At 67.4% G+C, this 25,032-nt stretch carries 23 protein-coding genes, 2 tRNA genes and 2 pseudogenes; 9 read left to right on the forward strand and 18 right to left on the reverse strand.

All coding sequences use genetic code 11. From position 1 onward, the window contains the following. Window positions 1-106: 106 nt before the first annotated feature. Entirely contained in the window at window positions 107-952 is an 846-nt protein-coding gene (locus tag BLU62_RS10775) for a phage major capsid protein (RefSeq protein WP_074849494.1), read from the forward strand. Window positions 953-1,580: 628 nt separating this feature from the next. Next, the gene (locus BLU62_RS10785; protein ID WP_074849498.1) at window positions 1,581-1,835 is read left to right on the forward strand and encodes a hypothetical protein; all 255 of its coding nucleotides are present in this window, start codon (window positions 1,581-1,583) and stop codon (window positions 1,833-1,835) included. 653 nt (window positions 1,836-2,488) lie between these two features. Here the strand turns inward: BLU62_RS10785 and BLU62_RS10790 are convergent. The 7 genes and pseudogenes from BLU62_RS10790 to BLU62_RS10820 all read right to left on the reverse strand — a co-directional run bounded on the left by BLU62_RS10790 (window position 2,489) and on the right by BLU62_RS10820 (window position 8,240). Then, complete coding sequence (locus tag BLU62_RS10790; RefSeq protein ID WP_139180026.1) at window positions 2,489-3,010, reverse strand: hypothetical protein; 522 nt, start codon at window positions 3,008-3,010, stop codon at window positions 2,489-2,491. A 17-nt stretch (window positions 3,011-3,027) separates the two neighbouring features. Next, window positions 3,028-3,291: a hypothetical protein gene (locus BLU62_RS10795; protein WP_074849502.1), complete on the reverse strand. Its 264-nt coding sequence runs from the start codon at window positions 3,289-3,291 to the stop codon at window positions 3,028-3,030. Window positions 3,292-3,553: 262 nt separating this feature from the next. Beyond that, a tRNA-Asn gene (locus tag BLU62_RS10800) sits at window positions 3,554-3,626 on the reverse strand. 125 nt (window positions 3,627-3,751) lie between these two features. Next, a pseudogene (locus tag BLU62_RS10805) lies at window positions 3,752-5,259 on the reverse strand (SulP family inorganic anion transporter). Between the two features lie 71 nt (window positions 5,260-5,330). Next, on the reverse strand, window positions 5,331-6,029 hold the full coding sequence (locus tag BLU62_RS10810; protein ID WP_074849504.1) for a cysteine hydrolase family protein: 699 nt from the start codon (window positions 6,027-6,029) through the stop codon (window positions 5,331-5,333). A 31-nt stretch (window positions 6,030-6,060) separates the two neighbouring features. Beyond that, window positions 6,061-7,480, reverse strand: a pseudogene (locus BLU62_RS10815) (allophanate hydrolase). A gap of 64 nt (window positions 7,481-7,544) precedes the next feature. Then, window positions 7,545-8,240 (reverse strand): GntR family transcriptional regulator, encoded by a 696-nt coding sequence (locus BLU62_RS10820; RefSeq protein ID WP_074849506.1) that lies wholly within the window; start codon window positions 8,238-8,240, stop codon window positions 7,545-7,547. Window positions 8,241-8,379: 139 nt separating this feature from the next. On the opposite strand from BLU62_RS10820, the gene BLU62_RS10825 reads away from it, so the two are divergent. Further along, window positions 8,380-8,456 (forward strand) — tRNA-Ile (locus BLU62_RS10825). Between the two features lie 12 nt (window positions 8,457-8,468). Here BLU62_RS10825 and BLU62_RS10830 read toward each other — a convergent pair. The 6 genes from BLU62_RS10830 to BLU62_RS10855 form a co-directional block, all read right to left on the reverse strand. After that, window positions 8,469-9,269: an alpha/beta fold hydrolase gene (locus BLU62_RS10830; RefSeq protein WP_074849507.1), complete on the reverse strand. Its 801-nt coding sequence runs from the start codon at window positions 9,267-9,269 to the stop codon at window positions 8,469-8,471. 51 nt (window positions 9,270-9,320) lie between these two features. Further along, on the reverse strand, window positions 9,321-9,854 hold the full coding sequence (locus tag BLU62_RS10835) for a dihydrofolate reductase family protein (protein ID WP_074849509.1): 534 nt from the start codon (window positions 9,852-9,854) through the stop codon (window positions 9,321-9,323). A 92-nt stretch (window positions 9,855-9,946) separates the two neighbouring features. Beyond that, a complete protein-coding gene (gene dnaG, locus BLU62_RS10840; RefSeq protein WP_074849510.1) occupies window positions 9,947-11,872 on the reverse strand; it encodes a DNA primase in 1,926 nt (641 codons plus the stop codon). A gap of 142 nt (window positions 11,873-12,014) precedes the next feature. Then, window positions 12,015-13,331, reverse strand: a complete 1,317-nt coding sequence (locus tag BLU62_RS10845) for a deoxyguanosinetriphosphate triphosphohydrolase (RefSeq protein ID WP_074849512.1) — start codon at window positions 13,329-13,331, stop codon at window positions 12,015-12,017. Next, on the reverse strand, window positions 13,324-13,818 hold the full coding sequence (locus tag BLU62_RS10850) for a cold-shock protein (protein ID WP_074849514.1): 495 nt from the start codon (window positions 13,816-13,818) through the stop codon (window positions 13,324-13,326). The genes BLU62_RS10845 and BLU62_RS10850 overlap by 8 nt, the downstream gene beginning before the upstream one ends. Before the next feature lie 149 nt (window positions 13,819-13,967). After that, window positions 13,968-15,353, reverse strand: coding sequence for a glycine--tRNA ligase (locus BLU62_RS10855; RefSeq protein WP_074849516.1), 1,386 nt, complete (start codon window positions 15,351-15,353; stop codon window positions 13,968-13,970). Window positions 15,354-15,610: 257 nt separating this feature from the next. Between BLU62_RS10855 and BLU62_RS10860 the strand changes: the two genes are divergently transcribed. Together BLU62_RS10860 and BLU62_RS33805 are read left to right on the forward strand one after the other, a co-directional pair. Beyond that, window positions 15,611-16,954 carry an ATP-binding protein gene (locus BLU62_RS10860; RefSeq protein ID WP_244278114.1) on the forward strand — a complete coding sequence of 448 codons (1,344 nt, stop codon included), beginning with the start codon at window positions 15,611-15,613 and terminating at the stop codon, window positions 16,952-16,954. After that, window positions 16,951-17,556: a helix-turn-helix transcriptional regulator gene (locus BLU62_RS33805; protein ID WP_244278115.1), complete on the forward strand. Its 606-nt coding sequence runs from the start codon at window positions 16,951-16,953 to the stop codon at window positions 17,554-17,556. Before BLU62_RS10860 ends, BLU62_RS33805 begins: the two co-directional genes overlap by 4 nt. A gap of 6 nt (window positions 17,557-17,562) precedes the next feature. Here BLU62_RS33805 and BLU62_RS10865 read toward each other — a convergent pair whose 3' ends face one another. Beyond that, complete coding sequence (locus tag BLU62_RS10865; protein WP_074849518.1) at window positions 17,563-17,799, reverse strand: hypothetical protein; 237 nt, start codon at window positions 17,797-17,799, stop codon at window positions 17,563-17,565. A 326-nt stretch (window positions 17,800-18,125) separates the two neighbouring features. Between BLU62_RS10865 and BLU62_RS10870 the strand changes: the two genes are divergently transcribed. The 4 genes from BLU62_RS10870 to BLU62_RS10885 all read left to right on the forward strand — a co-directional run bounded on the left by BLU62_RS10870 (window position 18,126) and on the right by BLU62_RS10885 (window position 21,046). Next, entirely contained in the window at window positions 18,126-18,641 is a 516-nt protein-coding gene (locus BLU62_RS10870) for a MarR family winged helix-turn-helix transcriptional regulator (protein WP_074849519.1), read from the forward strand. Between the two features lie 53 nt (window positions 18,642-18,694). Further along, window positions 18,695-20,152, forward strand: a complete 1,458-nt coding sequence (locus BLU62_RS10875) for a M28 family metallopeptidase (protein WP_244278116.1) — start codon at window positions 18,695-18,697, stop codon at window positions 20,150-20,152. Window positions 20,153-20,246: 94 nt separating this feature from the next. Further along, on the forward strand, window positions 20,247-20,618 hold the full coding sequence (locus BLU62_RS10880) for an ArsR/SmtB family transcription factor (protein ID WP_074852828.1): 372 nt from the start codon (window positions 20,247-20,249) through the stop codon (window positions 20,616-20,618). Then, window positions 20,615-21,046, forward strand: a complete 432-nt coding sequence (locus BLU62_RS10885; protein WP_074849523.1) for a Fur family transcriptional regulator — start codon at window positions 20,615-20,617, stop codon at window positions 21,044-21,046. Before BLU62_RS10880 ends, BLU62_RS10885 begins: the two co-directional genes overlap by 4 nt. Window positions 21,047-21,089: 43 nt before the next feature. Here BLU62_RS10885 and BLU62_RS10890 read toward each other — a convergent pair whose 3' ends face one another. From BLU62_RS10890 to BLU62_RS10905, 4 genes are read right to left on the reverse strand one after another with little or no spacing between them, the layout of a single operon-like run. Then, window positions 21,090-21,491 (reverse strand): hypothetical protein, encoded by a 402-nt coding sequence (locus BLU62_RS10890; RefSeq protein ID WP_074849525.1) that lies wholly within the window; start codon window positions 21,489-21,491, stop codon window positions 21,090-21,092. Then, on the reverse strand, window positions 21,488-22,309 hold the full coding sequence (locus BLU62_RS10895; RefSeq protein ID WP_074849526.1) for an isoprenyl transferase: 822 nt from the start codon (window positions 22,307-22,309) through the stop codon (window positions 21,488-21,490). Before BLU62_RS10895 ends, BLU62_RS10890 begins: the two co-directional genes overlap by 4 nt. Further along, window positions 22,290-23,105, reverse strand: a complete 816-nt coding sequence (gene recO, locus BLU62_RS10900) for a DNA repair protein RecO (RefSeq protein ID WP_074849529.1) — start codon at window positions 23,103-23,105, stop codon at window positions 22,290-22,292. The genes BLU62_RS10895 and recO overlap by 20 nt, the downstream gene beginning before the upstream one ends. Before the next feature lie 54 nt (window positions 23,106-23,159). Next, window positions 23,160-25,013 (reverse strand): pyruvate kinase, encoded by a 1,854-nt coding sequence (locus BLU62_RS10905; protein ID WP_084811778.1) that lies wholly within the window; start codon window positions 25,011-25,013, stop codon window positions 23,160-23,162. Window positions 25,014-25,032 lie beyond the last annotated feature (19 nt).

The following is a 25,032-nucleotide window of genomic DNA, read 5'->3' on the forward strand; positions in this document are numbered from 1 at the left end:
CGACGACATACCGCCCACGCGGGCAACGGATCGACGCGAGCCGCGCACCGAGAACCACTCACAGGTGCGCGGCTCGCCGCGTTCCCACACCCCGTAAGGAACAACAATGGCTGTCGAAACCACAATCACCAGCGCCAAAGCCTGGAGCCCCGACCTCACCGCCGTTCCCCCGGCCGACGCCGTCCCCGACGCGCTCATCCTCGAGACCTCCACCGTCTCAGGCACCATCGAAGGCGACGCCCCCGCCGTCCGCGTCCAGTACGTCGACGACGCCACGGCCTCGTTCACCGCAGAAGGTGTGACCATCGACGAGGCCAACCCCGGCCTGAGTGAAGCCCTGGTGCACACCGGCAAGGTCGCACAGATCATCCGGCTCAGCCGGGAACAGTTCGCCCAGCCCAACGCATCCGAGCTGCTGTCGGCGTCCGTCGCCCGAGCCGTCACCAAGGCCGGCAACACCGCCTACATCGCGCAGGCCGCACCGACCAGTCCCGCCGTCACACCACCCGCCGGGCTGCTCAACATCCCCGGCATCGTCAACGGGGGAGCCGTAGCCGATAGCCTCGACGGCCTCGTCGACCTCCTCGCAACCCTCGCGGGCAACGGCGCCGACCCATCGCACATCGTCCTGTCACCCACCGCATGGGCATCACTGCGCAAGTTCAAGACCGCCGCCGACTACAACACCAGCCTGCTCGGCACCGGCGCGACCGACGCCCAGAAGTTCCTCCTCGACCTTCCCGTCCTCGTCACCCCCGCAGCACCAAGCGGAAGCGGCCTCGTCATCGACAAAACCGCCGTCGTCAGCGCCGTCGGCAACGTCGAAGTCTCCATCAGCGAACACGCCTACTTCGCCGCCGACAGCATCGCCGTCCGCTGCATCTGGCGCTTCGGAGCCAACGTCGTCAAACCCAACCGCATCGGCAAGTTCACCGTCACCGCACCCGAATAGCCCGCACAAACCGCGCAGCCGCAGGCGTCAAACCGCGACACATGAGACACGGCAAGGACATCCCACGACGAGGCTATTTCGGGCCTCAAGGATGCACCTGCGCCCCGGCTGCGCACCCACAAACCCCAGGGGACAGGGACCCCTGACCAGCACAAACCGGCCCCTCGTGGTCATAGGCCTCCGTGTGTGTGACCCCCTCCCCCCTGGGTTCAAGGGCACCTGTAGTACTTGAAAACCTGCGCGACCCGCCATGGGTTCCGCCAACGAAATGGAGGCTCGATGCCGTTCGCTTCGACCACTATCCGTAACCGTCGTCGCGCCGAGGTTCGCAGGCGCGACGGTAATGCACCTTGCGCCCTCCAGATCACGGCGGACTGCCAGTCCGCCAATGGGCAGATCGATTACGACGCGCCCCCTCTTGATCCGCGGTCGTTTCAGGTCGACCACATCGTTTCGTCTGAGGAGGCTCGGCATATGGGTTGGTCAGTGCTCGAGGCCGACGCGTTGGACAACTGTGCCGGCGTGTGTCGGCAGTGCAACCGCGAGAAGTCGGCGGGCCGTGCTCCTACAGGGCCGACCGTCCGTCCGACGTATGTGAATCCTCGATTCGATTGGGAGCCCGAGAGTCATGGCGCGTAAGTACGACACGTTGAGCGCGGCGATGGCCGCTGGCGATGAGCTGGCTGAGGCTGAGATTCGGTACCGGCTGCTGGCCGAGACGTTCACGGACATGCCCCAGCTGCGCGGCAACATGAATGGTCAGTTGGAGCGCGTGAAGGCCGAGATTCTGCGGTTGCGGGCGGCCAGGAAGTCGAAGCCTGCGACCTCTTCGGGCCGGCTGGTGCCGGTCGATACGGCGAGGTTTCGGAAGTCGGGGGCGTAGAGGGCGGCCTACTGGGCCGCAACGAACTCCCGGATGACACTCGGGTCTGACCAGAGGAACGGGACTGACACCCTACGGGTGGCAGAAGCTGTACCCCATCCCGAACGTCCCACGAACCTTGCCTACCTATCGCGTCAGGCCACGACTGCTAGCACCGTGTCCGATGGACAGGTGTTCTCGTCATGGCACCAGCTCGTGTTTCGCGACGACACGAGCGGTGGCGTACGTCCCCGGCGTACGACTGGGCTACGGGGAGCCTGCTGGTTTTCGTCGGGCGAGGCGATGACGACGGGCGCACGCGGTCAGGGTGGTTGGTGCGCGCTTAGTGCCCCGCCGGGAGTCGAACCCGGCAACCACTGCTGTTACGGCGGTGGTCGACCGTCAGGGCTAGCTTCCCGGTGCCGGGAAGTGGTCAGATTGACCACTTTTCGAGATGGACTTCTCGCCTGCGCCCGCGAAGTCCGTTGGGCGGGGCTTCGATACGGTCTTGCTCTCGTCAAGACCCTGCCGAACGGGGAAGTGCATCTCGGGCGATGCCCGGCAATTTCGCCGAGCGGGGTATGGGGCGGCGAATTGCCCGGGCGGCCTGACGAGAACGTCTACCGTAGACTTTCTCGATTAGGGGTACTCGCTGTCGAGTACCCCCCAATCCATTAGCAGCGGTGCAGTCGGCACCACGGGCCATTGCGGCATGGCTTGCCCGAGCGGGTCATGCGGCCACACTTCGCGCGCAACACGTTGATCGTGTACTTGGCGGGGAGCTTGCCGAGATGTTCGTGGTCCGGGACTGGAAGGCCTTTGCAGGGTGCATTCTTGTCATCGCCATCAACGACGTAGAGCAGTTCGCCGCCCTCGGACCCGATGAGTGTGTGAATGAAGTAGCCGTCGACCATCTCGAATATGCGGTGGTCGTCAAGAATCGTGTATCCCTCCCCATCGGCGTATTCGATGGGCAGACACTCGGGGCACGTCCGCCAATAGTTGGGGACGTCGAACACCCGCCGACAGTGCTTGCACCACCGGTTAAGCACGTCCGCGAGCTTGTCGCGGTAGCCCTGTTCGAAATCGTCGTCGTCTCGCAACGTCATTGTCGCCAGCATCTGCTCGGCGACGTGCTGCTCGTCATCGCCTGACGTGGCTGCACGCTCTGCGAGTTCCTCGCGGGCGGCACGCACCCCGGCGTTGTACACGCTCACTGGTCCAGCCCCAACCATGCGGCGACGTCACCAATTGGTGACAGGATGTCGTCGACCTCTTCCCCGGTCGCTGTAGAGAGGGCCTGCACGACCCGGCGGGCAAGCCGCGTCACGTCGTCGTGGTCGTAGTCGACGGCCTCCTCGAGCTGCCAGACGGCGTGACGCAGTTCGGCCGCGTGGTCGCACTCGGTGTCTTGCTCGTAGAGGTCCCAGGCGTGGCGAATCAGGAGTTCGGCCGGCTCGGTGGTCGGCACGATCATGCGTGCCACCCGAGCTCGATGCAGACGGCCATGACCGTCAGCGGAACGAAGTACATCGCGAGTAGAAATGTCGCCACGCGGGCAACGAGGGATAGAGTGCGGGGACGGTTCACGGTTACCTCCGTGGATCGAGGCCCCGGCGGTGCTACGAACACCGAGCGGGGCCGACTTGTATGCCGGGCGACCCGCTCGGATTCCGCACGTATTCCGCACGAAACAGAAAAGGCCCGGTGGATACCGGGCCTGACCTGCTACTTCTCTGCTCCCCCAACTGGACTCGAACCAGTAACCGTTCGATTAACAGTCGAATGCTCTGCCAATTGAGCTATGGGGGATTGCTCTGGCCCTCATCATGCGCCGTGAGCGCATCACTCGAACCGAGGACAGACTCTAGCGCATGCCGCCGTCGGACAACAAAACGGCAGGTCACCGCTCCAGGGAGTTGAGGCATCTCACCCGATCAGTGACCGGCCACGACGTCGGATTCGTCGACCTCCACCGGGGTGCGCGCTCCGGGCAGGAACCAGTAGGCCAGGCACACGACGCCGAAGAACAGGTAGCCGAGCGAGACCTCCGGAGCGGCCGCCCAGGACACCTCCGGCGCGGGATGAGGCCGATGAACGACAGCACCGCGCCCTCGCCGAGGGTCTTGAGTCCCTCGTAGATCACGCCGGCACCGTTCATCGCCTCCATACCCACTTCGTCGACCGTCGTGCCCGCCGCCGACAACGCGTTGTCGATGAGCCCACGTCCCCACTCGGCGAGGTTCGGCAGCAGCGCCGCGACCACCGCGACCGCGTGCAGGCGCGGCACCGCCTGGAACGCCTGTGCGCCGATCAGCAAGCCGATGAACAGCAGGATCGGCGCGATCGCGGACACCGGTAGCAGGTAGTTCAGCACCCCGAATAGCCCGAGGAAACACAGCAGACCGATCGCGACGCCGCTGGCCAGCGAGTAACTCGCACGACCACCGGCGTCCTTCCAGCCGGGATGCCCGATGTAGATCGCCGGGGGGAACGGCGACCCGAACGCCGCGCCGATGCACGCGCCGGCACCATCGGCGAGCAGGACGCTGCGCAGGTTGTAGTTGTCCCCCGCCGCCGCGGCGGACTCCACGTTGCTCATCGCCTCGGTGAAGTTGTAGACGCCCAGCGGTATCGCGGTGCCGAGCAGTGGCGCAAGATCACCGAGGCCGTTGAACAACAGGTCGATTCGTTGATCCGGGATGCCGACGGCGATGTCCTCGACGGCCGCGGTCAGGTCGGGCACCGACATGTACCCGCCGGCCCAGCCGATCGCGGTACCGACGAGCAGTGCGGCGAGTCCGACGGGGACGTTGCCGGGCAGCTTCACATCGGTGGAGAAGCCGATGAGGATGATCGCGAGCACCGGCAGACCGATCCACGCGGCCTCCCAGATCTGCCCTGCCGGACGCATCGAGATGAACGTGATCGAGATACCGGCCAGGGTGCCGAGCATCGCTGCGCGGGGCGTCAGCTTCCGCACATACGGTCCGACGAAGGCGCCGATCATGACGATGACGCCGATCATGAATGCCCATGCCAGACCGGCCTGCCAGGCCTAAATGGCGTCCTTGGTGTTCAGATACACCGGCAGCATGACGACGAACACCACGATGAACATGTGCGGCACGCTCGGCCCGTAGGGCAGGGCGGTCACATCGTCGCGTCCCTCCCGCGCGGCGAGGCGTCGGGCCAGGAACGTGTAGTAGAGGTTGCCCAGGATCAGCGCGACGCCCAGCGCCGGCAGCACCGTGCCGAGGACGTTGTCTGGGCTGAGGCCGATGACGCCGTTCATCAGGCCCGTCAACGTCAGGACGTTGACCAGGATGTTGAAGCCGAGACCCGAAAAGGCGTTGGTGTCTCCGCGCGTCCACCACGCGACCTTCGTGGCCGGGGTCGGTGACGGCGGGTCGGTGGTCGGGGCTGGATCGGTTGCGGCGCTCATGAATTCCTCCGGAATGCTGGGGGTTGTCGGGGAAGCGAGACGCCGATGTCTCGACTGGGTGGGCGGTGAGGTCAGACAGCGGGTTCGGCCGGCGCACTCTCCTTCAGGAGCGGGATGATCGCGGTGCCGGGGGCGGTCCAGCCGAAGATGCCGCCCTGCGCGGCGACCATCTCCAGTCCCACACGCTGGAACTCGGGGAAATACGAACCGACGCAATCGGATACGACGACGCACTCGAATCCGCGGTCGTTGGCCTCGCGCGTGGTGGTGTGGACGCACACCTCGGTGGTCACGCCGGCCACGAGTAGCTGAGTGATCTCGTTGTCGGCCAGCACCTTCGACAGTCCGGTCGCATAGAACGCACCCTTGCCGGGTTTGTCGATGACGACCTCGGTGTCGAGCGGCGCGAGTTCGTCGATGATGTCGTGCCCGTACTCGCCGCGGATCAGGATCCGCCCGAACGCGCCCGGGTCCCCGATCCGCTTCGACGGCTCGCCGCGATTGAGCTTGGCCGGCGGGCAATCCGACAGGTCGGGCAGGTGCCCTTTCCGAGGGTGGATGACGAGCATCCCGGACGCCCGTGCCGCGTCGAGCAGCGCCGCGAGCGGTTCGACGACGCGCTGCAACTGCGAGACGTCGTTGCCGAGGGTTTCGCCGAAACCGCCCGGCAACAGGAAGCCCCGCTGCATGTCGATGATGATCAGTGCGGTGCGGTCCAGGTCGAGTTCGATCGGACCGGGTAGTGCCTCGAGGGTGACGGTCTCGGACATCGGATGGCCTTCCGTTATGGATGTTCGGATTTCAGGACGCGGGAAGCGTTGTCGAGGTGTGGGCAGCGCTGGTCGACGACGTCCGGTCGCGCGGCTCGTCGAGCAGCGCGGCCGCCAGCTGGAGCACGGTGTCGTCGGTGAGCGCCGCCCCGGGGAGCATCGCGCTGTGAGGACGGCCGTCGGATGTCACACCTTACGGAACCGCGATCCCGATGAGGTCGAGGAGGTTTCCGAAATGCGTGTAGTGACCGAGCATGGTGTTGGTCGCGATCGGTTGCGCCAGCACCTCGTCGACGGTGAAGGTCCGCCCGATCGTGGGGACCACGAGGACATCGATCCCCTGCCACACCCGCCCGATCTCGGCCTTGCGCTCCTGCAATCTCTGCAGCGCGGCGAAAGCGTCGACTGCGGTGTACTTCTCACCACTGCGGAGGATGTCGCGGACCACGGGGTGGATCTCGTCGGGCTTCTCCGCGAGGAAGTCGCCGAACACGACGAGCCGCTCGGCGACCCACGGCCCCGAGTACAGCAACTCGCCCGCGGCAAGGAACGGAGCCAGGGATACGTCGACGATCTCGACCCCACCCGGTAAGGCCAGGTGCGCCAGTCGGTTTCGGAACGCCAGATGCGCCTCCCGCATGGCGTCGTCGCCGAAGAACTCCAGTTCCTCGACCGGCGGGAGACCGATCGTGATCGTCGACCCGTCGAAACCGGGCCCGCGATCGCGCGACCAGGGATCGGCGTCGTCCCGGCCCATCATCACGCTCATGACGCGGTCCATGTCGTCGACGGTCGCGGTCATCGCCGTGATGCAGTCCAGGGATTTACACGCCGGTACCAGTCCCACGGTGCTGATCAGGCCGCGCGACGGCTTGTATCCGATGATGCCGTTGAGCGCGGCGGGCACGCGCCCCGAGCCGGCGGTGACGGCGGCGACGGCGAAGGGCACGTTGCCGAGCGCGACCGCGAGCGCCGAGCCGGAACTCGAACCGCCGGAGATCATCTCGTTTCCGTACACCCCGCGCGGCATCGCGTACGGGGTTCGTGTGCCGTTGAGGCCGGTCGCGAATTGATCGAGGTTGGTCTTGCCGATGTAGAGCGCCCCGGCATCGAGCAGACGCTGCACGACGGGCGCGGTGGCGTCGGGAAGTACGCGTAGCCGGGGCAGGAGAGGGTCGTCGGGACGCCGGCCACATCGATGGAGTCCTTGACGCCGATGGGACTCCGTACAGCGGCAGGTCGCGCGCGCCGGGTCGGCTCTCGAGTTCGGCCGCCGCACCGAGGACCTCGTCGCGCGGCACCGTCGACAGCCAGGTCCCGTCGTCGCCCCACGCCTCGATGGCGTCGAGGACCATGCGTGCGGTCCGGGTCGGGGACCCGCTGCCGTGCAGGTGCGAGTCGAGGACCTCGGCAACCGTGGGACCCGTGGTGGGCCCGCCCGAAAGTGTCATACCGTCGATTGTCGACAGAATAATGGCGCCTGCGGAACGGCTGTGTGTCGATTGTGTTAGCTGGTCAGCGCGGGTGTTCGTCCCCGGCCGTCGCCGACACCAGGTCCAGATAGTGGAGGTGACCGTGGTCGTGGAGCGCTGCGATGGCGGCCGCGGGGTCGTTGCGTTCGAGCGCGTCGAGGATCGCCTGATGCCGGTTGAAGCCGTCGTCGGGTCCGTGGTGGTCGGCGGTCTCGGTCCGCAGGTTGACCGCCATCGGCAACTGGAGCTTCAGCAGAATCGGCTCGAGGGTGATGTCGAGCTGCCGGTTCCCGGCGAGTCCGACGACGGCTGCATGGAATCGACGGTGCGCATCGTCGCGCGCGAGATCGTCTGTGGCACGGCGCATCGCATCGATCGCTGCACGCAGAGGTGCGAGCTGTGACTCCGGGTCCGTCAACGGCAGGGCGGCCTCGACGGCGTACCGCTCGAGCACCTGACGCAGCTCGAACAGCTGCAGGATGTCCCGAGGCGACCACTCCGCGACGCGGACCCCACGACGCGGCTGATGCTCGACGAGCCCCTGCTGCGCGAGCAGCCGCAACGCCTCGCGTACGGGAGCCCGGCTGATGCCGAGGTCGGCGCACAGCGTCTCCTCGACGATCTTCTGCCCCGGGGCCAGGGCGCCGCTCATGATGGCGTCCCGGATGCGGCGGCCGGCCACGTCGACAAGGCTCTCCGGCAGCTCGCCGCCGCCGTGGGAACCCTCCCCGACCGTCATCCGCACACTCTCCCATCGCACCGTGTCCGATTTTCGGCCAGTGTAGCGCCGTCGACTGTCGACCGTTTTCCACCACACTTGGCTGCAGTCCCCGATGTCGGGTGCGGTAATCTCCTCCCCGCGGGCCGGGTGCCCGCACGGGGAGTTAGCTCAGTTGGTTAGAGCCGTCGACTCATAATCGATTGGTCGCGGGTTCAAGTCCCGCACTCCCCACCACGGGCGGCGACGCTACTCGCCGCTGATCGCGGCCTTCAACGCCGCCGTGACCGCGTCGGGGTTGTCGACGTTCATCAGGTGCCCGGCGTCCGGGATCACGCGATAGGTCACGTCCGTCAGTCCGTCGACGATCATGCGCGCGGCCTTCTCCGGACACAGCTTGTCGCCCTGCGCGGCGATGACGTCGACGTGCTGACGGATCTCGGAAAGCCGTGGGGTGAGGGGTTGCTCGCGCACTCCGGCCATCGCGCGGGCCGCGTTCGCATAGCCGGCGCCGTCCCCGACCGCTGCCAGCCTGAGCTCGGTCAGCTCGTCGACGCGATCATGAGCGGACACCAGTCCTGCGACCGTGTCCTCGCGCATCGCCGAGCGGAACTCATCACTGGAGGTGTCGGCGGCCAGACCGGCGCGCTGCGTGTAGAACTCGGCGGCCGCTCGCCCCACCACCGACGACGTGCCGAGGACGATGGCTCCGCTCACCAGATCGGGCCGTTCGGCAGCTGCCCACAGCACGACGGTCCCGCCGGCGGAGAAACCGACGACGATCGCGGGGCCCGACACGGCCTCGAGGAAACCGACGAGATCCCGGCCGAGCTGTTCCAGCGTTCCCTCGGCCTCCCCGACCGTCGTCGAGCCGTGTCCGCGAAGATCGTAGGCGTAGGTGTGATGGTCGGCGAGGTCGTGCTGCGTGTGCGCCCAGCTACCACCGTCCTGCCCCAGACCGTGCACCAGAACAATTGGTACGGAAGCTGATTCGCTGCTCCCCTGCTCCGTGTAGTTCACCGTGAGATCGCCGATCGACACCGTTGTCATGTATTCAGGCTCTCACACCGTGGGCTGCCGGTCCTCGACGCCCGGCGGGTTTCACTTCTCGACCCGACACCAGAACTCGGTCTCGCCGGGGATGCGCGTCAGTCGCACCTCTCCGCCGCCGGGACGGTCGAAGAGCCGGACCCCGTCGCCCAGGAACACCGGGACGTAGAAGACGAGAACCTCGTCGAGCAGCCCTTCGTCGATCATCTGCCGCGCGACGTCGGCCCCGATGACGGTGGCGTAGCCGTCTCCCGCGAGTCGCGTGGCCTCCTCGACGGCGCCCCGCAGGTCGGTGACGAAGGTGACGCCCTCCACCGCGTCGGCGGGCGGGTTGTGCGTGAGAACCACTGTCGGTCCCTGATATTCACCCTCGAAGGCACCTTCCCGATCGGTGCCCTTGTTCGGGTCGTCGCCCCCGAAACTGCGGTTGCCCACCAGCAGGGAGCCGACCCCCTCCATGAGCCGCCGGGCGGCCTGGTTGTCGTCGTCCTCGCCGAAGAATCGCGTCAGCAAGGACATGTCGCCGCCCGGACCGGCGATGAACCCGTCGAGAGATGCGGTCGCCGAGTAGATCGCGGTCGCCATGAAGTTCTCCGTTCAGTCGTGGTCGATGTACAGACCACCCGAACCGTTAGGACTCATCGCGTCGGCGGAGATCCTCTCAGCGGGAAACCGGCTCAGCCGACGCCGGCGGACGGATCCAGGGCCTGCTCCAGCAGGCTACGGCGATAGGACTCCAGCGCGACGAGGTCGCCGAAGACGGCGTTGTAGCCGTCCGGGTCGTCGCTCGGCGCCATCCGGCGCAGGCGCGATTTGATGTCGGCGATCTGCGAACCGACCCACACCTCCTGCAGCCGCGCGAGGACGCTGGAGATGTAGCGGGCGATGTTGTCCTCGTCGACGCGCATCGTCTCGACCGCCAGTTCGGTGACCAGCGGGTCGATGACCGGGTCGTCGACGGCGTTGCGCACGGAGTCGACCCAGGCCGCTCCGCCCAGCCCCGACGACGTGCCGCCGACACTGATCATCGCCTGCCGCACAATGGCATACGCGGGTTCGTTGAAGCATTCGACGGGCAGCGAGTCGAAGACGGTCCCGGCGATCGCGGGGTACTGCAGCGCAGCCTTGAGCGCTTCACGCTGGGGCCACAGCCGGGGATCGTTGGGCTGCGGGCGTGCGGAGGTCGGCGCCGTCTCCGCCTCCGGACGGTTGCGCGCGGGACTGCCACGACGGCCGCCCCGCCCGGAATCGGCACCACCCTGCGCCTTCCGAATCCGCGCGCCTTCTTCGCGCACCCGACCGAGGACCTGGGCGACCTCTTCCCAGCCGACCCAGCCGGCGAGCTGCCGCGCGTACTCGTCGCGCAGCGCGATGTCCTTGATCCGCGCGACCACCGGGACCGTGTCACGCAAGGCGTGCACGCGCCCCTCGGCGGTGTCCAGGTCGTGTCCGGCCAGCAGGGTCTTGATGGCGAACTCGTACATCGGCACCCGGCGCGCGATGAGGTCGCGCACGGCGGAGTCGCCCTTGCTCTGGCGGAGTTCACACGGGTCCATGCCGTCGGGCGCGATCGCCACGAAGGTCTGGCCCGAGATCGACTGTTCACCCTCGAAAGCCTTGAGCGCGGCGGCCTTTCCGGCGTCGTCACCGTCGAAGGTGTAGATGACCTCGCCGCGGAAGTAGGAGTCGTCCATCATCAGACGCCGGATCAGCGAGAGGTGGTCCTCGCCGAAGGCGGTGCCACACGACGCGACAGCGGTGGTCACGCCGGCCAGGTGCATGGCCATGACGTCGGTGTAGCCCTCGACCACCACCACCTGATGCCCCTTGGCGATGCTCTTCTTCGCGTGATCCAGACCGAACAGCACCTGAGACTTCTTGTACAGCATGGTCTCCGGCGTGTTCATGTACTTGCCGAGGTTGTCGTCGTCGTAGAGCTTGCGCGCACCGAACCCGATGATGTCGCCACCGAGGTTGCGGATCGGCCACAGGAGTCGGCGGTGGAATCGGTCGATGGGGCCCTTGCGTCCCTGCTTGGAGAGGCCGGCCGCCTCGAGCTCGCTGAACTCGAAACCCTGCGACAGCAGCGCCTTGGTCATCGTGTCCCAGCCGGCGGGTGCGTACCCACATCCGAACTGGATGGCGGCCGCGGCGTCGAAATCGCGCTCGGACAGATAATCCCGGGCCGCCTGCGCCTCCGGGGACTGCAGCGCGGCCTGATAGAACTTCGCGGCGGCGGCGTTGGCGGCCACGAGCCGGGCTCGAGTGCCGCGATCCCGTTTGATCGCGGTGCCGCCGCCCTCGTAGTTGATCTGGTAGCCGAGCCGGTCGGCGAGCTGCTCCACGGCCTCGACGAAGCTGATGTGCTCCTGCTTCTGCAGGAAGCTGTAGACGTCGCCGCCCTCCCCGCAGCCGAAGCAGTGGAAGTGACCGTGGTTGGGGCGGACGTGGAACGACGGCGACTTCTCGTCGTGGAACGGGCACAATCCCTTGAGGCTGTCGGCCCCCGCGCGCCGCAGTGCGACGTAGTCGCCGACGATGTCCTCGATCCTCGTCTGCTCACGGATCGCCGTGATGTCACGATCGGGAATTCGGCCTGCCACGCGTCCAGTGTAGTGACAGGCGCAGCCGGTCCGCCCAGGCACTCAACACGCGCCGACAACGAGCGTTCCGGTAGGCCTCACCGGGTCCCCTGCGCTGAAAACCAGGGGCGGTTCCCAGGGGCGGTTTTCAGTGCGGGACAGATCACCCCAGGTGCGCCTGAGCTCCCGAGTTCTGCTTGTCGGTGCGCTCCAGACGACCCTCGGTCATCGACGCGATCTGGTCGACGACGACCCGCATCCGGGCCGCGTCGTCGGCCGCGGCGTTCCACCACGGCACGAAGATCGGGTCGAGTCCCCCGGGCGCGGCTTCGACGAACCAGTTGGCGACGCGGTGAATCCGCTCGCGCTGCCGCTGCTGGGTCGCCTTGTGCCGTTCGTTGGAGAAGATGAACCGCAGCGCCATCGTCTTGAGCATCGGGACCTCGGCCGCGATGAGCGGGGGCACCTCGAGATCGGCGTCGTACCGTGACACCGGCCGGTCCCCGACCACCGCACGGGTACCGGTGATCGCGGCCGAGGCGAATCGCCCGATGAGCTCACTGGTCAGTCGCTTGAGGGCGACGTAGGAGTCGAGCGTGCCGTCGAAGACCCCGACCGCCCGAACGATGTCCATCTCGTAGAGTCGCTGCGCGGCGTCTACGAGGGCCTCGGGATCGAGCCCCGGAAACTCCTTGGCGCCGATCTCCGCCATCTCCCGCCGGTCCTGCGGGTCGCCGAGGCTGCGCAGGTCGATGCGGCCGCCGATGACGCCGTCCTCGAGGTCGTGCACGGAGTAGGCGACGTCGTCGGACCAGTCCATTATCTGCGCCTCGATGCACTGCCGGGTCCCGGGAGCGTCCCGGCGAACCCACTCGAGCGTCGCCGCGTCGTCGTCATACGCGCCGAACTTGCCCCCGGGGGTACGTCGTGTCCACGGGTACTTCAGCGTCGAGTCGAGCGAGGCGCGCGTGAGATTCAGTCCCGCACTGGCGCCGTCGGCGTCGAGCAGCTTCGGTTCCAGGCGCGTGAGGATGCGCAGGTTCTGCGCGTTGCCCTCGAAACCGCCACAGTCGGCGGCCACCTCGTCGAGCGCCCGTTCACCGTTGTGCCCGTAGGGCGGGTGCCCGATGTCGTGGGCCAGGCCGGCGAGTTCGACGAGATCGGGATCGGCGCCCAGACCGATGGCGATACCCCGCCCGATCTGTCCCACCTCGAGCGAGTGGGTCAGGCGGGTACGTGGGGTGTCGCCCTCGCGGGGCCCGACGACCTGCGTCTTGTCGGCGAGGCGCCGCAATGCCGCGGAGTGGAGGACGCGCGCACGATCGCGCGCGAAGTCACTGCGGTGATCCGTTCGGGTGCCCGGCAGGCTCGCGACCTTGGCACCTTCGGGAACAAACCGTTCGACGGCCTCGTCGCCGTAACCGGCCACGGCCGGAAGCACATGGCCCGCGGCGCCGGAACCGGAATGGGTGCTAGTCAAGCACCCAGCCCCGGCCGACCGCGAAGTCGGTGACCCGCTGACGGATGGCCACGATCTGACGCGCGGTCAGATCGTCGTCGGCGTCGAGAAGGAGTTCGGTGAGCTCCTCGGTGAACGCGCCGGCGTCGAGCGAACCGCTGCCGCCGCGCGGACGACGCCCGCCGCGATCCTCCCGATCGTCACGACGATGACCCCGGTCGCCGCGATCGCCGCGATCGCTGCGTCCGTGGTGGTCGTCGCGGCGATGGGCACGCGCCCCCGCCGAATCGTCGGCCGGAGCCGCCTCGGTCACGGCGACGTTGATCGCCTTGGAACCGCGGTCGGTCTCCTCGATGTCGAAGGACACCTTGGCACCCGGTTTCAGCGAGTTCTCGTCGATGTCGATGTCGTTGATGTGGAGGAACACATCGGCACCGCCCGACTCCGGCGCCAAGAACCCGAATCCCCGATTCGCGTCGTAATGAACGACTTTCCCGCTGACAGACACGACTCCACTCACTCTCTCGTCGCGCGCATGACGGACCCCATGTCCTCCTCCACGCGACAACTCGCCATCAATTGTGACAGACAACCGCAGGTCAGGCGGAATCGTGACCGTTCCGCCACACCTGGATGCCAGGTGTGACGGAGGTGAGGTCAGGCGCCGAGCAGCTTGCCGCCGAGGTATTCGGCGACCTTGTCGAGGGCGACGCGCTCCTGGCTCATGGTGTCGCGCTCACGCACGGTCACGGCCTGGTCGTCGAGGGTGTCGAAGTCGACGGTGACGCAGAACGGCGTACCGATCTCGTCCTGACGGCGGTAGCGCTTGCCGATGCCCTGCGCGTCGTCGAACTCGACGTTCCAGTGCTTGCGCAGTTCCGCGGCGAGGTCGCGCGCCTTCGGCGACAGCTTCTCGTTGCGCGAGAGCGGCAGCACCGCGACCTTGATCGGCGCGAGACGACGGTCGAGGCGCAGCACGGTACGAGTGTCGGTGCCGCCCTTGGCGTTCGGCACCTCTTCCTCGGTGTACGCGTCGCACAGGAATGCCATCAGCGAACGGGTCAGGCCCGCGGCCGGCTCGATGACGTATGGCGTGTAACGCTCGCCGGTGGCCTGGTCGAAGAACGACAGGTCCTCGCCGGAGTGCTTGCTGTGGGTCGACAGGTCGTAGTCGGTGCGGTTGGCCACGCCCTCGAGCTCACCCCACGGGTTGCCGGCGAAACCGAACTTGTACTCGACGTCGACGGTCCGCTTGGAGTAGTGCGACAGCTTCTCCTTGGGGTGGTCGTAGAGTCGCAGGTTCTCCGGATCGATGCCCAGGTTGACGTACCAGTCGAAGCGCTGGTCGATCCAGTACTGGTGCCACTCTTCGTCCTCGCCCGGCTTGACGAAGAACTCCATCTCCATCTGCTCGAACTCGCGGGTGCGGAAGATGAAGTTGCCCGGCGTGATCTCGTTGCGGAAGCTCTTGCCGATCTGTGCGATACCGAACGGCGGCTTCTTGCGCGCGGTGGTCATCACGTTCTTGAAGTTCACGAAGATGCCCTGCGCGGTCTCCGGGCGGAGGTAGTGCAGGCCCTCTTCGTCGTCGACCGGACCGAGGAAGGTCTTCATCAGACCGCTGAACGCCTTGGGCTCGGTCCAGCTGCCGGGCTGACCGGTCTCGGGGTCGTTGATGTCGGCGAGGCCGTTCTCCGGCGGGTGACCGTGCTTGGCCTCGTAGGCCTCGATCAGGTGATCGGCGCGGTAGCGCTTGTGGGTGTGCAGCGATTCGACGAGCGGATCGGAGAACACCTCGACGTGGCCCGACGCCTCCCAGACCTGGCGCGGCAGGATGACCGACGAGTCGAGACCGACGACGTCCTCACGGCTGATGACCATGTTGCGCCACCACTGCCGCTTGATGTTGTCCTTGAGCTCGACGCCGAGCGGCCCGTAATCCCAGGCCGACTTGGTGCCGCCGTAGATCTCACCGCACTGGTAGACCAGACCCCGGCGCTTGGCGAGGTTGACGACGGATTCCACATTGGACTGGGCGGCCACGGTTAACTGCTCTCCACGGGTTGAGGTATTCGGCTTCGAACTGTCCTGCTGATGCGCGGTGCGACCGGATGGGGTCAGGCGCGCGCACGGCAACCCCTACAGACTACCGAGCGGGGCCTGTGTTCCCGAATGCAGTGGCACCTCGACGGGCCCGTGACCAAGGGGCTTGACGTCTCCGGCACCAAAATCGGGCCGACGTGCCGCTCACAGTCCGCATGAAGTGAGATGCCGTTCACACGTAGTGCAATACCGGCCCCGTGACTGCGCGCCCGACCGCCGGCGACCTGCCGGTGGAACTGACGAGCTTTGTCGGTCGGCGTGACGATCTGACCCGAGCCCGAGCCCTGCTCGGCACCACTCATCTGTTGACGCTGACCGGGGTCGGCGGCGTCGGGAAGACCCGCCTGGCGCTCGCGGTCGCCGCCGGTGTGCGTCGGGACTTCCCCGACGGCGTCTGGGTCGTCGAACTCGCGGATCTACGTCAGGGCGGCCTCCTGGTACAGACCCTCTGCCGCCACTTCGGCCTGCCCAGCGATTCCTCCGACGCATTCGCCCCGCTCGCCGAGCACCTTCGGACGAAGAAGCTGCTCCTGGTACTCGACAACTGTGAGCACCTGATCGACGCATGCTCCGAGGTCATCGCGCGGATGCTGTCGGTCGCCCCCGCCCTCAGGATCCTCGCGACCAGCCGCCAGATACTGGGCGTCGAAGGTGAGCAGCTGTTCCCGGTCAGCCCCCTGACCGTCGAATCCTCCGGCGCCCTGGGCGAGGCGATGCTCCTGTTCGAAGAGCGGGCGTCGGCTGCACAACCCGGCTTCCGGATCACCGACGACAACCGCGCCGCGGTCGAGGCGATCTGCCTGCGACTCGAGGGTCTGCCGCTGGCGATCGAACTGGCGGCCGCCAGCATCCGGATCTTCGGCCCCGTCGAGATCGCCGCACGACTCGAGGACAACACGCTGGTGATGGCGGGCGGACGCACCCGGGCGGCACGTCATCGAACCCTCGAGTCCGTGGTGGACTGGGGTTACCGCCTGTGTTCGCCGCGCGAACGTCAGGTGTGGGAACAGCTCTCGGTGTTCGCCGGCGGCTTCACGGCCGAAACCGCGGACGGCGTCTGCCTCCCGTCCGCCACCGGCGAAGGGGTACTACACGAGCTCATCGGATTGCTCGACAAATCGATGATCGTCCGCGTCGAAGACAACCATGCACAACAGGGCCGCTATCGCCTGCTCGAACCGATGCGCCAATACGCACTCGAGAAGCTCGAATCGTCGACGGAGGCTGCGACCGTCCGGTTGCGCCATCGCGACTATTTCCGGCGTCTGGCGAAGCGCTCGGACGCCGACTACTGCAGTCCGAACGATGTCGAGTGGTTCAGACGTACGCGGTCCGAGCACGCGAACATCCGCGAGGCCCTGGCATTCAGCCTGACCACACCGGGCGAAGCCGGAGCCGCGGTCGAGATGGTGCACGCCCTGCTCCCGTACTGGACGCAGTCGGGCACCCTGCTGGAGGGTTTCCAGTGGTCTCGCCGCGCGGTCGACGAGGTCGCCGAGCCTACCTGGAGTACGCCGAGCGTCACGGTGCGCATCTGGTGAAGGCCATCGCACTGGGCCCGATGGGAATCGTGTGCTGGAACCGAGGCGACACGGGCGAAGCGGAGTCGCTCATCTCCACGGCGATCGAGTTGTACGCAGAGTTCGACCATCCCGGCATGGTCGCCGTGTGCATCGAGGTGATCGGGTGGTGCCAGGCGCAGAGCGCCCCCGATCGGGCGGCCACCCTGCTCGGCGCGGCCCGCACCGTGTGGCAGCGCCACAGCCAGTTGAAACTCGCTCAGTCCGCGCTCGCCACCGTCACGAGACGAGTCGAGACCAGACTGCGCCAGAAGCTGGGGAACGAGACCTTCGACGTGGCCTTCGACAAGGGGCAGGCCCTGACCCTCGACGACGCGCTTCGGCTCGCGGGCGCCACCATCGAGCCCCGTCCGGAGGCACCGGCGCCGCGCACCACCCTCACCCGCCGGGAGAACCAGGTGGCAGCGCTCGTGGCGGAAGGCCTGACCAACAAGGAGATCGCCACCAAGCTCACGATCTCGCCTCGCACCGTCGACGCCCACGTCGACCACATCCTGACGAAACTGGGTTTCCGTTCACGAACCCAGATCGCCCGGTGGGTCAGCGCGGGCGACGACGGCTGATCTTTGTCAGGCCACCGACGCCAGGTATGCCAGCGCTTCGACTCCGGCCGGCGTGATCCGGACGCGGGGCCCGAACGGCGAGTCGTCGGCATCGGTGATCAAGCCCATCTCGACGAGTCTCCGCACGGCCACGGCGTCGACATCGACGGACATCGACGACCTCGCGTTGCGCGACCCTCCGACCTGTGCGGCCAATTGGTCGACGGCCACCCGCTCCAGAACATCCAGCTGCATAGCATTCATGTGTCAGGGCCTCCTTTTGCCACCTCCCACCTTGGTCGGCGCGGAAGCCCGCTTCTATTCGCAAAAGTACCTAGGTTCCTACCTATGACCTAGATCACAGGTGCCGGAGAGAATGTTTTGGGCCACATATACGACCCTGGTTTCGGGTACTCCGACCCGGCCTACCGGAACCGGTCAGTCGTGCGACGTACCATTTTTCAAAGGTCGGGGACCAGAGGATGTCGCCTCGCCTGCGAACACAGCGACGCAGTCCGCTGTCCTGTGTCGACACTCAAGGCACAACCAACTCGGCCGACAGCAGAGGCCACGCCACGAGAGGCACATCAGTGACGAGCAAGCAGAAGACGCCGGACACGCTCAGCGACCCTGTGGACTGGGCACGCCACTATTGGGAGCAGCAGGAACTCGACGGCGACGAACAGCGTTTCCTGGCGTTGACGTCCCTGCTGCGCTATCAGCGCATCGTGGCCGACGAGGTGGAGACCGAGCTGAAGAAGCACGGACTCAACATGACCGATTACCTCCTGCTCATGACCCTGCAGCTCTCGGAGCACGGCACCCGCCTGATCTCCAGCCTCGCCCGCAACCTGATGGTGCACGCGACCACCGCGACACTGGCGACCGATCGGCTGGAAGCCCGAAAGCTCCTGGAGCGCAGCCCTCACCCGACCGACCGTCGGGCCACGTGCGTGACGATCACATCCCAGGGACGGAAGGTCGTGGCCGGTGCGACACGTGGCCTGACCGACGTCGGATTCGGGATGCAGGGCAGCACCCCGAAAGACGTCAAGCGACTCCGCGACGCGTTGACCGCCATGCGACAGAGCGCCGGGGACGCCTGACCACCCCGAGCACGCAGCTGATGGTGACTCGTGCCCCGATGAAGATGTTGGCGATGACCGCTGTGGTCTTCGCCATCGCCGGCTGCTCCGGTGAAGTGCCCCCGGGCGCACCATCCCGACCCCCGGCTCCGGTGTCGACCCCGGTCGTCGCCCCGCCGGTCGGCGAGGTCACCCCTGCCGGACTCGCAGGCGCGGTCACCCTCGACCGCGTCATGGGTCATGTCCGGGCCTTGCAGCAGATCGCGGACAACCACCGCGGGACCCGGGCATCGGGCACACCCGGATACGACGCCTCGGTCGACTACGTCGCCGGACTCCTGCGCACCGCCGGATTCGAGGTCACGACCCCTGAGTTCGGCTACCAGCGGTTCGACGCCGGACCGGTCGAGCTGACCGCAGGCGGGGACAAGATCGACGCGAACGTCCTCGAGTACTCGGCGGGGACCGGCGACAAGCCGGTCACCGCGAAACCTGTCGAGGTGGGCGGCCTCGGATGCACCCCGGGCGACTACCCGCCCACCGTGCGCGACTCCGTCGCCGTGGTCACCCGCGGCGAATGCACCTTCGTCGACAAGGCCCGCACCGCCCAGGCGGCCGGCGCGGTGGGGGTCATCGTGGTCAACACCGAACCGCAGGCGATGCTGGGCTCGACCCTCGGCCCCGACGACCGGCCGACCATCCCGGTGGTCGGGATCAGCTCCGACGACCGGCAGCGGGTGCGGTCGGCACCGGAGGTACGCCTGTCGGTCGACGCGGAGACCACCCCGATCACGACCCGCAACGTCATCGCCGAGACCCGCACCGGGTCGGCCGACGACGTCGTGGTGACCGGCGCCCACCTCGACAGCGTCGTGGAAGGCCCCGGTATGAACGACAACGCGAGCGGCAGCGCGGCGGTCCTCGAGACCGCGTTGCGGCTCGGATCGTCACCGCAGGTCCCCCATCGGCTGCGATTCGCCTTCTGGGGCGGCGAGGAGGACGGACTGGTCGGATCGACGGAGTACGTTCGCGGCCTCGACACCGCCGGACGACGCGCCGTCGCGCTGTATCTGAACTTCGACATGCTCGCCTCCCCCAACGGCGGGTACTTCACCTACGACGGTGACGACTCCGAACGCAAGGGTGCCGGGGCGGGTCCCGCCGGCTCCGACGGCATCGAACGCGTCTTCGCGAAGTTCTACGCCGATCGCGGAATCCCCCTCGGTTCGACGGACTTCGACGGCCGATCCGACTACGGCCCGTTCATCGAGGTCGGTATCCCCTCCGGCGGCGTGCTGACCGGCGCGGAACGGAAGAAGAGCGAGAAGCAGGTGGAGATGTGGGGCGGCAAGGCGGGCGAGCCCTTCGATCCCGACTACCACAGCCCGCGCGACACCATCGACAACGTCAACACCGAACTGCTGGCCGTCAACTCCGCAGCCGTCGCCCATGCGGTGGCCACCTATGCTCTCTCGACGAACGGCCCCGACGGCGTTCCGGCGGTCGGAACGCGGCAGCGAGCCGAAGGCTGAATCCACCATCGCCGTTCATCCACCGTCGCTGTTTGAAAACCATTTCCGTTAGAATGGCCACGTTGCTGACGCGAGCAGCCCGGAAGGAGTGAAGATGTCGACTGAACCGATCGAGGGGTCCGGCCGGCTCGGCGCGTCCGGGCCGGTCGCGGACTCCGACGCGGCCGCACGGGAGGCGGCTGCCGATCTCCTGCGGGCCCTCGCCTCCCCCACCCGGGTCGCGATCGTCCTGTCGCTGCGCGAGCGCGTGCAGTGCGTACACGAACTCGTCGGCCACCTCGGCCTGAGCCAGCCCCTCGTCAGCCAGCACCTGCGCGTCCTCAAGGACGCCGGCGTGGTCCGCGGTCAGCGCAACGGCCGCGAGATCACCTACGAACTGCTCGACGACCACGTCGCCCACATCGTCGTCGACGCACTGGTCCACGCGAACGAGACCCACCCCGGCCCGTCGGCGGTGTCCGAATGACCGGCGTCGAGGCGCCCGGCCCGCAGCCGGTCACCGGAGTCCGTTCGACGCGTCAGCGTGCCGCCATCGCCGACGCCCTCGCCGGCACCGACGACTTCTGCTCCGCGCAGGAACTCCACGAGATCCTCAAGGGCCGTGGCGAATCCATCGGTCTGACCACTGTGTATCGAAACCTCCAGGCGTTGAGCCAGGCCGGTCAGATCGACGTGCTGTGGGACGGTTCCGGCGAGACCCGTTATCGCCACTGCTCCTCCGGGCACCACCATCACCTGGTGTGCCGCAGCTGCGGCACCACCGTCGAGGTGCAGGCCGATCCGGTCGAGAAGTGGGCCGCCACCATCGCCGCCGAACACGGCTTCACCGACATCAACCACACGGTCGAGGTCTTCGGGCTCTGCTCGGATTGCCAAGGGTGCCAGCGCAACTGACTCCCGCCTGATCGACGTCGCGTGCGACGTCAGGGCGGGACGGCTACTTGGCCACCAGTCGCTCGGCGGCGTCGACCCCGGCGGCGAGCACGATGTGCAGGACCGTCAGCAGCGGCAGGTCGTCGAGCTTTCCGGCGGGAAAGGTGTAGTACTGCAGGACATCTGTGGTGACGCCGTCCGGATCGGAACGTCGCAGGCTGCCGAAACTCAGCTGTGCGCCGAAGGTCTCCACGTCGTCACGCAGGGTCGGGGTGTTCGGCAGGTCCATCGCCACCATCTGGGTCAGGGCCAGCACGTCGAGACCGTCCGACAGGGTGAGCACGCGGATCGACGCACGCGTCGGACCCACCTGCACCACAACGGATTCCGCGTCGGGACGGTCGGTGGGACCCAACTCGGCCACGATGGCGGCGGCGCGCTCGAGCAGCGCGGCGGCATCGGTCACGACGGCTTCACCCCACCGAAGCGACGGTCACGGGATGCGTACTCCAGGCAGGCATCCCACAGATCCCGCCGATCGAAGTCGGGGAACAGCTTCTCCTGATAGACCATCTCGGCGTAGGCGGACTGCCACAGCAGGAAATTCGAGATCCGCTGCTCACCCGACGGACGCAGGAACAGGTCGACGTCGGGCATGTCGGGTTCGTCGAGGTAGCGGGCGAAGGTCGACTCGGAGATGCGCTCGGGATCGATCTCTCCGCGTGCCGCGCGCCGGGCGATCTCGCGGGCCGCGTCGGCGATCTCGGCACGCCCACCGTAGTTGACGCACATCGTCAGCGTCATCACGGTGTTGTCCTTCGTCAGCTCCTCGGCGATCTCGAGCTCACGAATGACGCTGCGCCACAGGCGGGGTCGGCGGCCGGCCCAGCGGACCCGCACACCCATCTCGTGCATCTCGTCGCGTCGACGACGAATGACGTCGCGGTTGAAGCCCATCAGGAAGCGCACCTCGTCGGGGCTCCGCGACCAGTTCTCGGTCGAGAAGGCATACGCCGACAGCCAACCCACGCCCAATTCGATGCAGCCGCACACGGTGTCCATCAGAACGGCTTCGCCGCGCTTGTGTCCCTCGGTGCGGGGCAGGCCGCGATCGGTGGCCCAGCGCCCGTTGCCGTCCATCACCAAAGCCACGTGCTTCGGCACGAACTGGGCGGGGATGGCCGGGGGCCGCGCTCCGCTGGGATGAGGATCCGGCGGACGAACCTCCGTGCGTGGGCTCGTCGGCTTGCGACCCTTCGACGAACTACCCGGCCGCAACGCCATCGTCGACTCTCCTCACCCCGTGATCCGCACCTGGTTCGACACCCGTTTCCATCAGCCTATGAGGCGCCGTGCGCTCGATGAGCGGCAGGGTTCGCAGCTGACGTTCGAGATGCCATTGCAGATGCGCGGCGGTGAGGCCGCTGGCCTGGCGGCGCAGGGAGTTCGACGACTCCTCCACGTGTTCCCACTGACCGCGGAACAACGCGTCCATCAGGTCGAGGACGCCGGGCGACGGCGTGGCCGAGCCGGGCGGCCGGCAGTGCAGGCACACTGCCCCACCCGCGGCGACGTGGAAGGCACGGTGCGGGCCGGGCGTGGCACATCGCGCGCACTCCTCCAGCGCGGGCATCCACCCGGCGCTGTACATCGCGCGCAACAGGTAGGCGTCGAGGATCAGTTCCCGCGCCCGACGGTCCTCGGCCAGCGCCTGCAACGCACCCACGGTGAGACGGTGGAGCTGGCGCGTCGGGGCCCGCTCCTCGCCCGCGAGCCGCTCGGCGGTCTCGAGAACCGCACAGGCCGTCGTGTAGCGGCCGTAGTCGGCGACGATCGCGTCGGCGAAGGCGTGCAGGCTGTGCACCTGGGTGACGACGTCGAGGCTGCGACCCGGATACAGGTGCACGTCGATGTGGGCGAACGGTTCGAGACGGGCGCCGAACTTCGACCGGGTCCGGCGCACCCCCTTGGCGACCGCGCGCACGAGCCCGTGCTCCGCGGTCAGCAGGGTGATGATGCGGTCGGCCTCGCCCAGCTTGTGCTGGCGGAGCACGACGGCCTCATCCCGGTAGAACCTCACCCGCCGATTGTCCCACCGTCTACCGACACCGCCGACCCCGACATGCCAGCGTAGTCAGCGTGGGCTGATGTCGAACGAGGTCAGGGGGCGCAACAGCGACCGCTTCTTCTCGACGTGACCACCCATCCGGTCGAGGATCGAGGTCAGCGCCTCGATGGCCTCGACGATGTACGGACCCTTGTTGAGCATGACCCCCTCGGCACGACGACCCATCGCGGCGTCGGTGACCTCCGCGCGCGACGGCACACCCTTTTTCGCCAGACCGTCGAGAACCTGTGTGGCCCAGATGACCGGGATGTGGGCTGCCTCGCACAACCAGAGGATCTCCTCCTGGACCTCCGCGAGCCGACCGAACCCGACCTCCACGGCGAGGTCCCCGCGCGCGATCATCACACCGACCGCGTCCCACCGCATCGCCTCGAGCAGCATCTGCGGCAGCGATTCGAACGCGGCGCGGGTCTCGACCTTGAGCACGATCCCGACGTTCCCGGCATCGAGGCGTTCGAGTTCGGCGATCAGGTCGGCGACGTCCTCCGGCGACCGGACGAACGAGAAGTTGACCATGTCCGCGTGCGTCGCCACGAACTCGAGAGCCGCGCGGTCGTCCGCTGTCAGCGCAGGGATGTGCAGCGTCGTATCCGGGAGGTTGATGCCCTTCTCCGCGCGCAGTTTCGAACCCTTCGGGCCGGCACGTTCGACGTCGACGACGATCTCGTCGTCGAGCCTCTCCAGCACCCGGCCGGCGATCTTGCCGTCGTCGAAGAGCACCCGATGTCCGGGTTGCACATCGTCGAAGGCCTCACCGAGTTCACATCCGATCCGATGAGGTCCGACCCTGGTCGCCGGCATCGGCGACAGGTTGCGCTGGAGCCGGATCTCGTCGCCGGTGCGGATCAGCAGATGCTGACGCTTCTCGGGCAGATCTCCGACGACGACCATGTCACCGGACCGTGTGATCGAGATCGACGCCCCCGACCGGTAGTAGACGGTGCGGTCGCACTCGGCGTCGATCCCGGCCTCGGACACCCCGACGACGTCGAGACGGCGATGCCGACCACGCGCGTCGCGCAGTTCGAGTGCATCACCGTCGAACACGGTGTCGACGCCGGCGACCGGGATGATCGCGTCGAGGCCTTCGGGCAGTTCGTGGTCAGGCGCCGGTGGCGTCGTGCTGAACCGCACCCGGGATCGCCGTTCGACGGTCCCGTCGTCGGCGCGCACCGGTTTGACCTTCACGACCTTCGGGCCCGGTTCGAGCGGTCCGGTACGGAGTTTGGGTCCGGCCAGGTCCATCGCCACGCGCACGTGTCCGGGTAGCGCACGCACCGACTCGATCATCCGCGCCCATTCCGCGGGTCCGTCGTGGGCGCAGTTCACCCGTGCCACGTCCATGCCGGCCGCGCCCATGCGCCGCACCAGGTCGGGTTCGTCGGCGGCCTGCGTCGGCATCGTGACCATCACCCGGCTCGACCGCTCACCGTGCTCGTCGCCGGGTCGATCGGCGCTGGCGTCGTCGCTTCCGCCGGGGTGCACACTTCCCAGCAACTGATCCCGGTTGGCGCTGAGGACCCGCACACCGTCGGCGAGATCACCCCAGATCGGTTGCCGCCGTCGACCTTCGACGAGCGCATCGACGGTTTCGATGACCGTCTCGATCCATGAGTGGACGATTGACTCCATCCGGCCGAGGCTCGAGAGTCCGTGGGCGGCCATCGACGCCTGCAGCGGCCGCAGGTCGCGACGGCGCACCGTCACGTAGTGCACGAGATTGCGTGCACTCTGCCGGTGCTGCTCGGCGACTGCTGAGATCAGCGGCCCGGCCATCTCCTCGGCACGGTCGAGCTCGTCTCGCAGGTCATGCAGAGCAGCCGACACCTCCTCGATCGACATCTCCACCGGGGTACCCATACGTCCACCGTGCCAGGTT

The organism is Gordonia westfalica, assembly GCF_900105725.1.
In the GTDB taxonomy this organism is placed as follows: domain Bacteria; phylum Actinomycetota; class Actinomycetes; order Mycobacteriales; family Mycobacteriaceae; genus Gordonia; species Gordonia westfalica.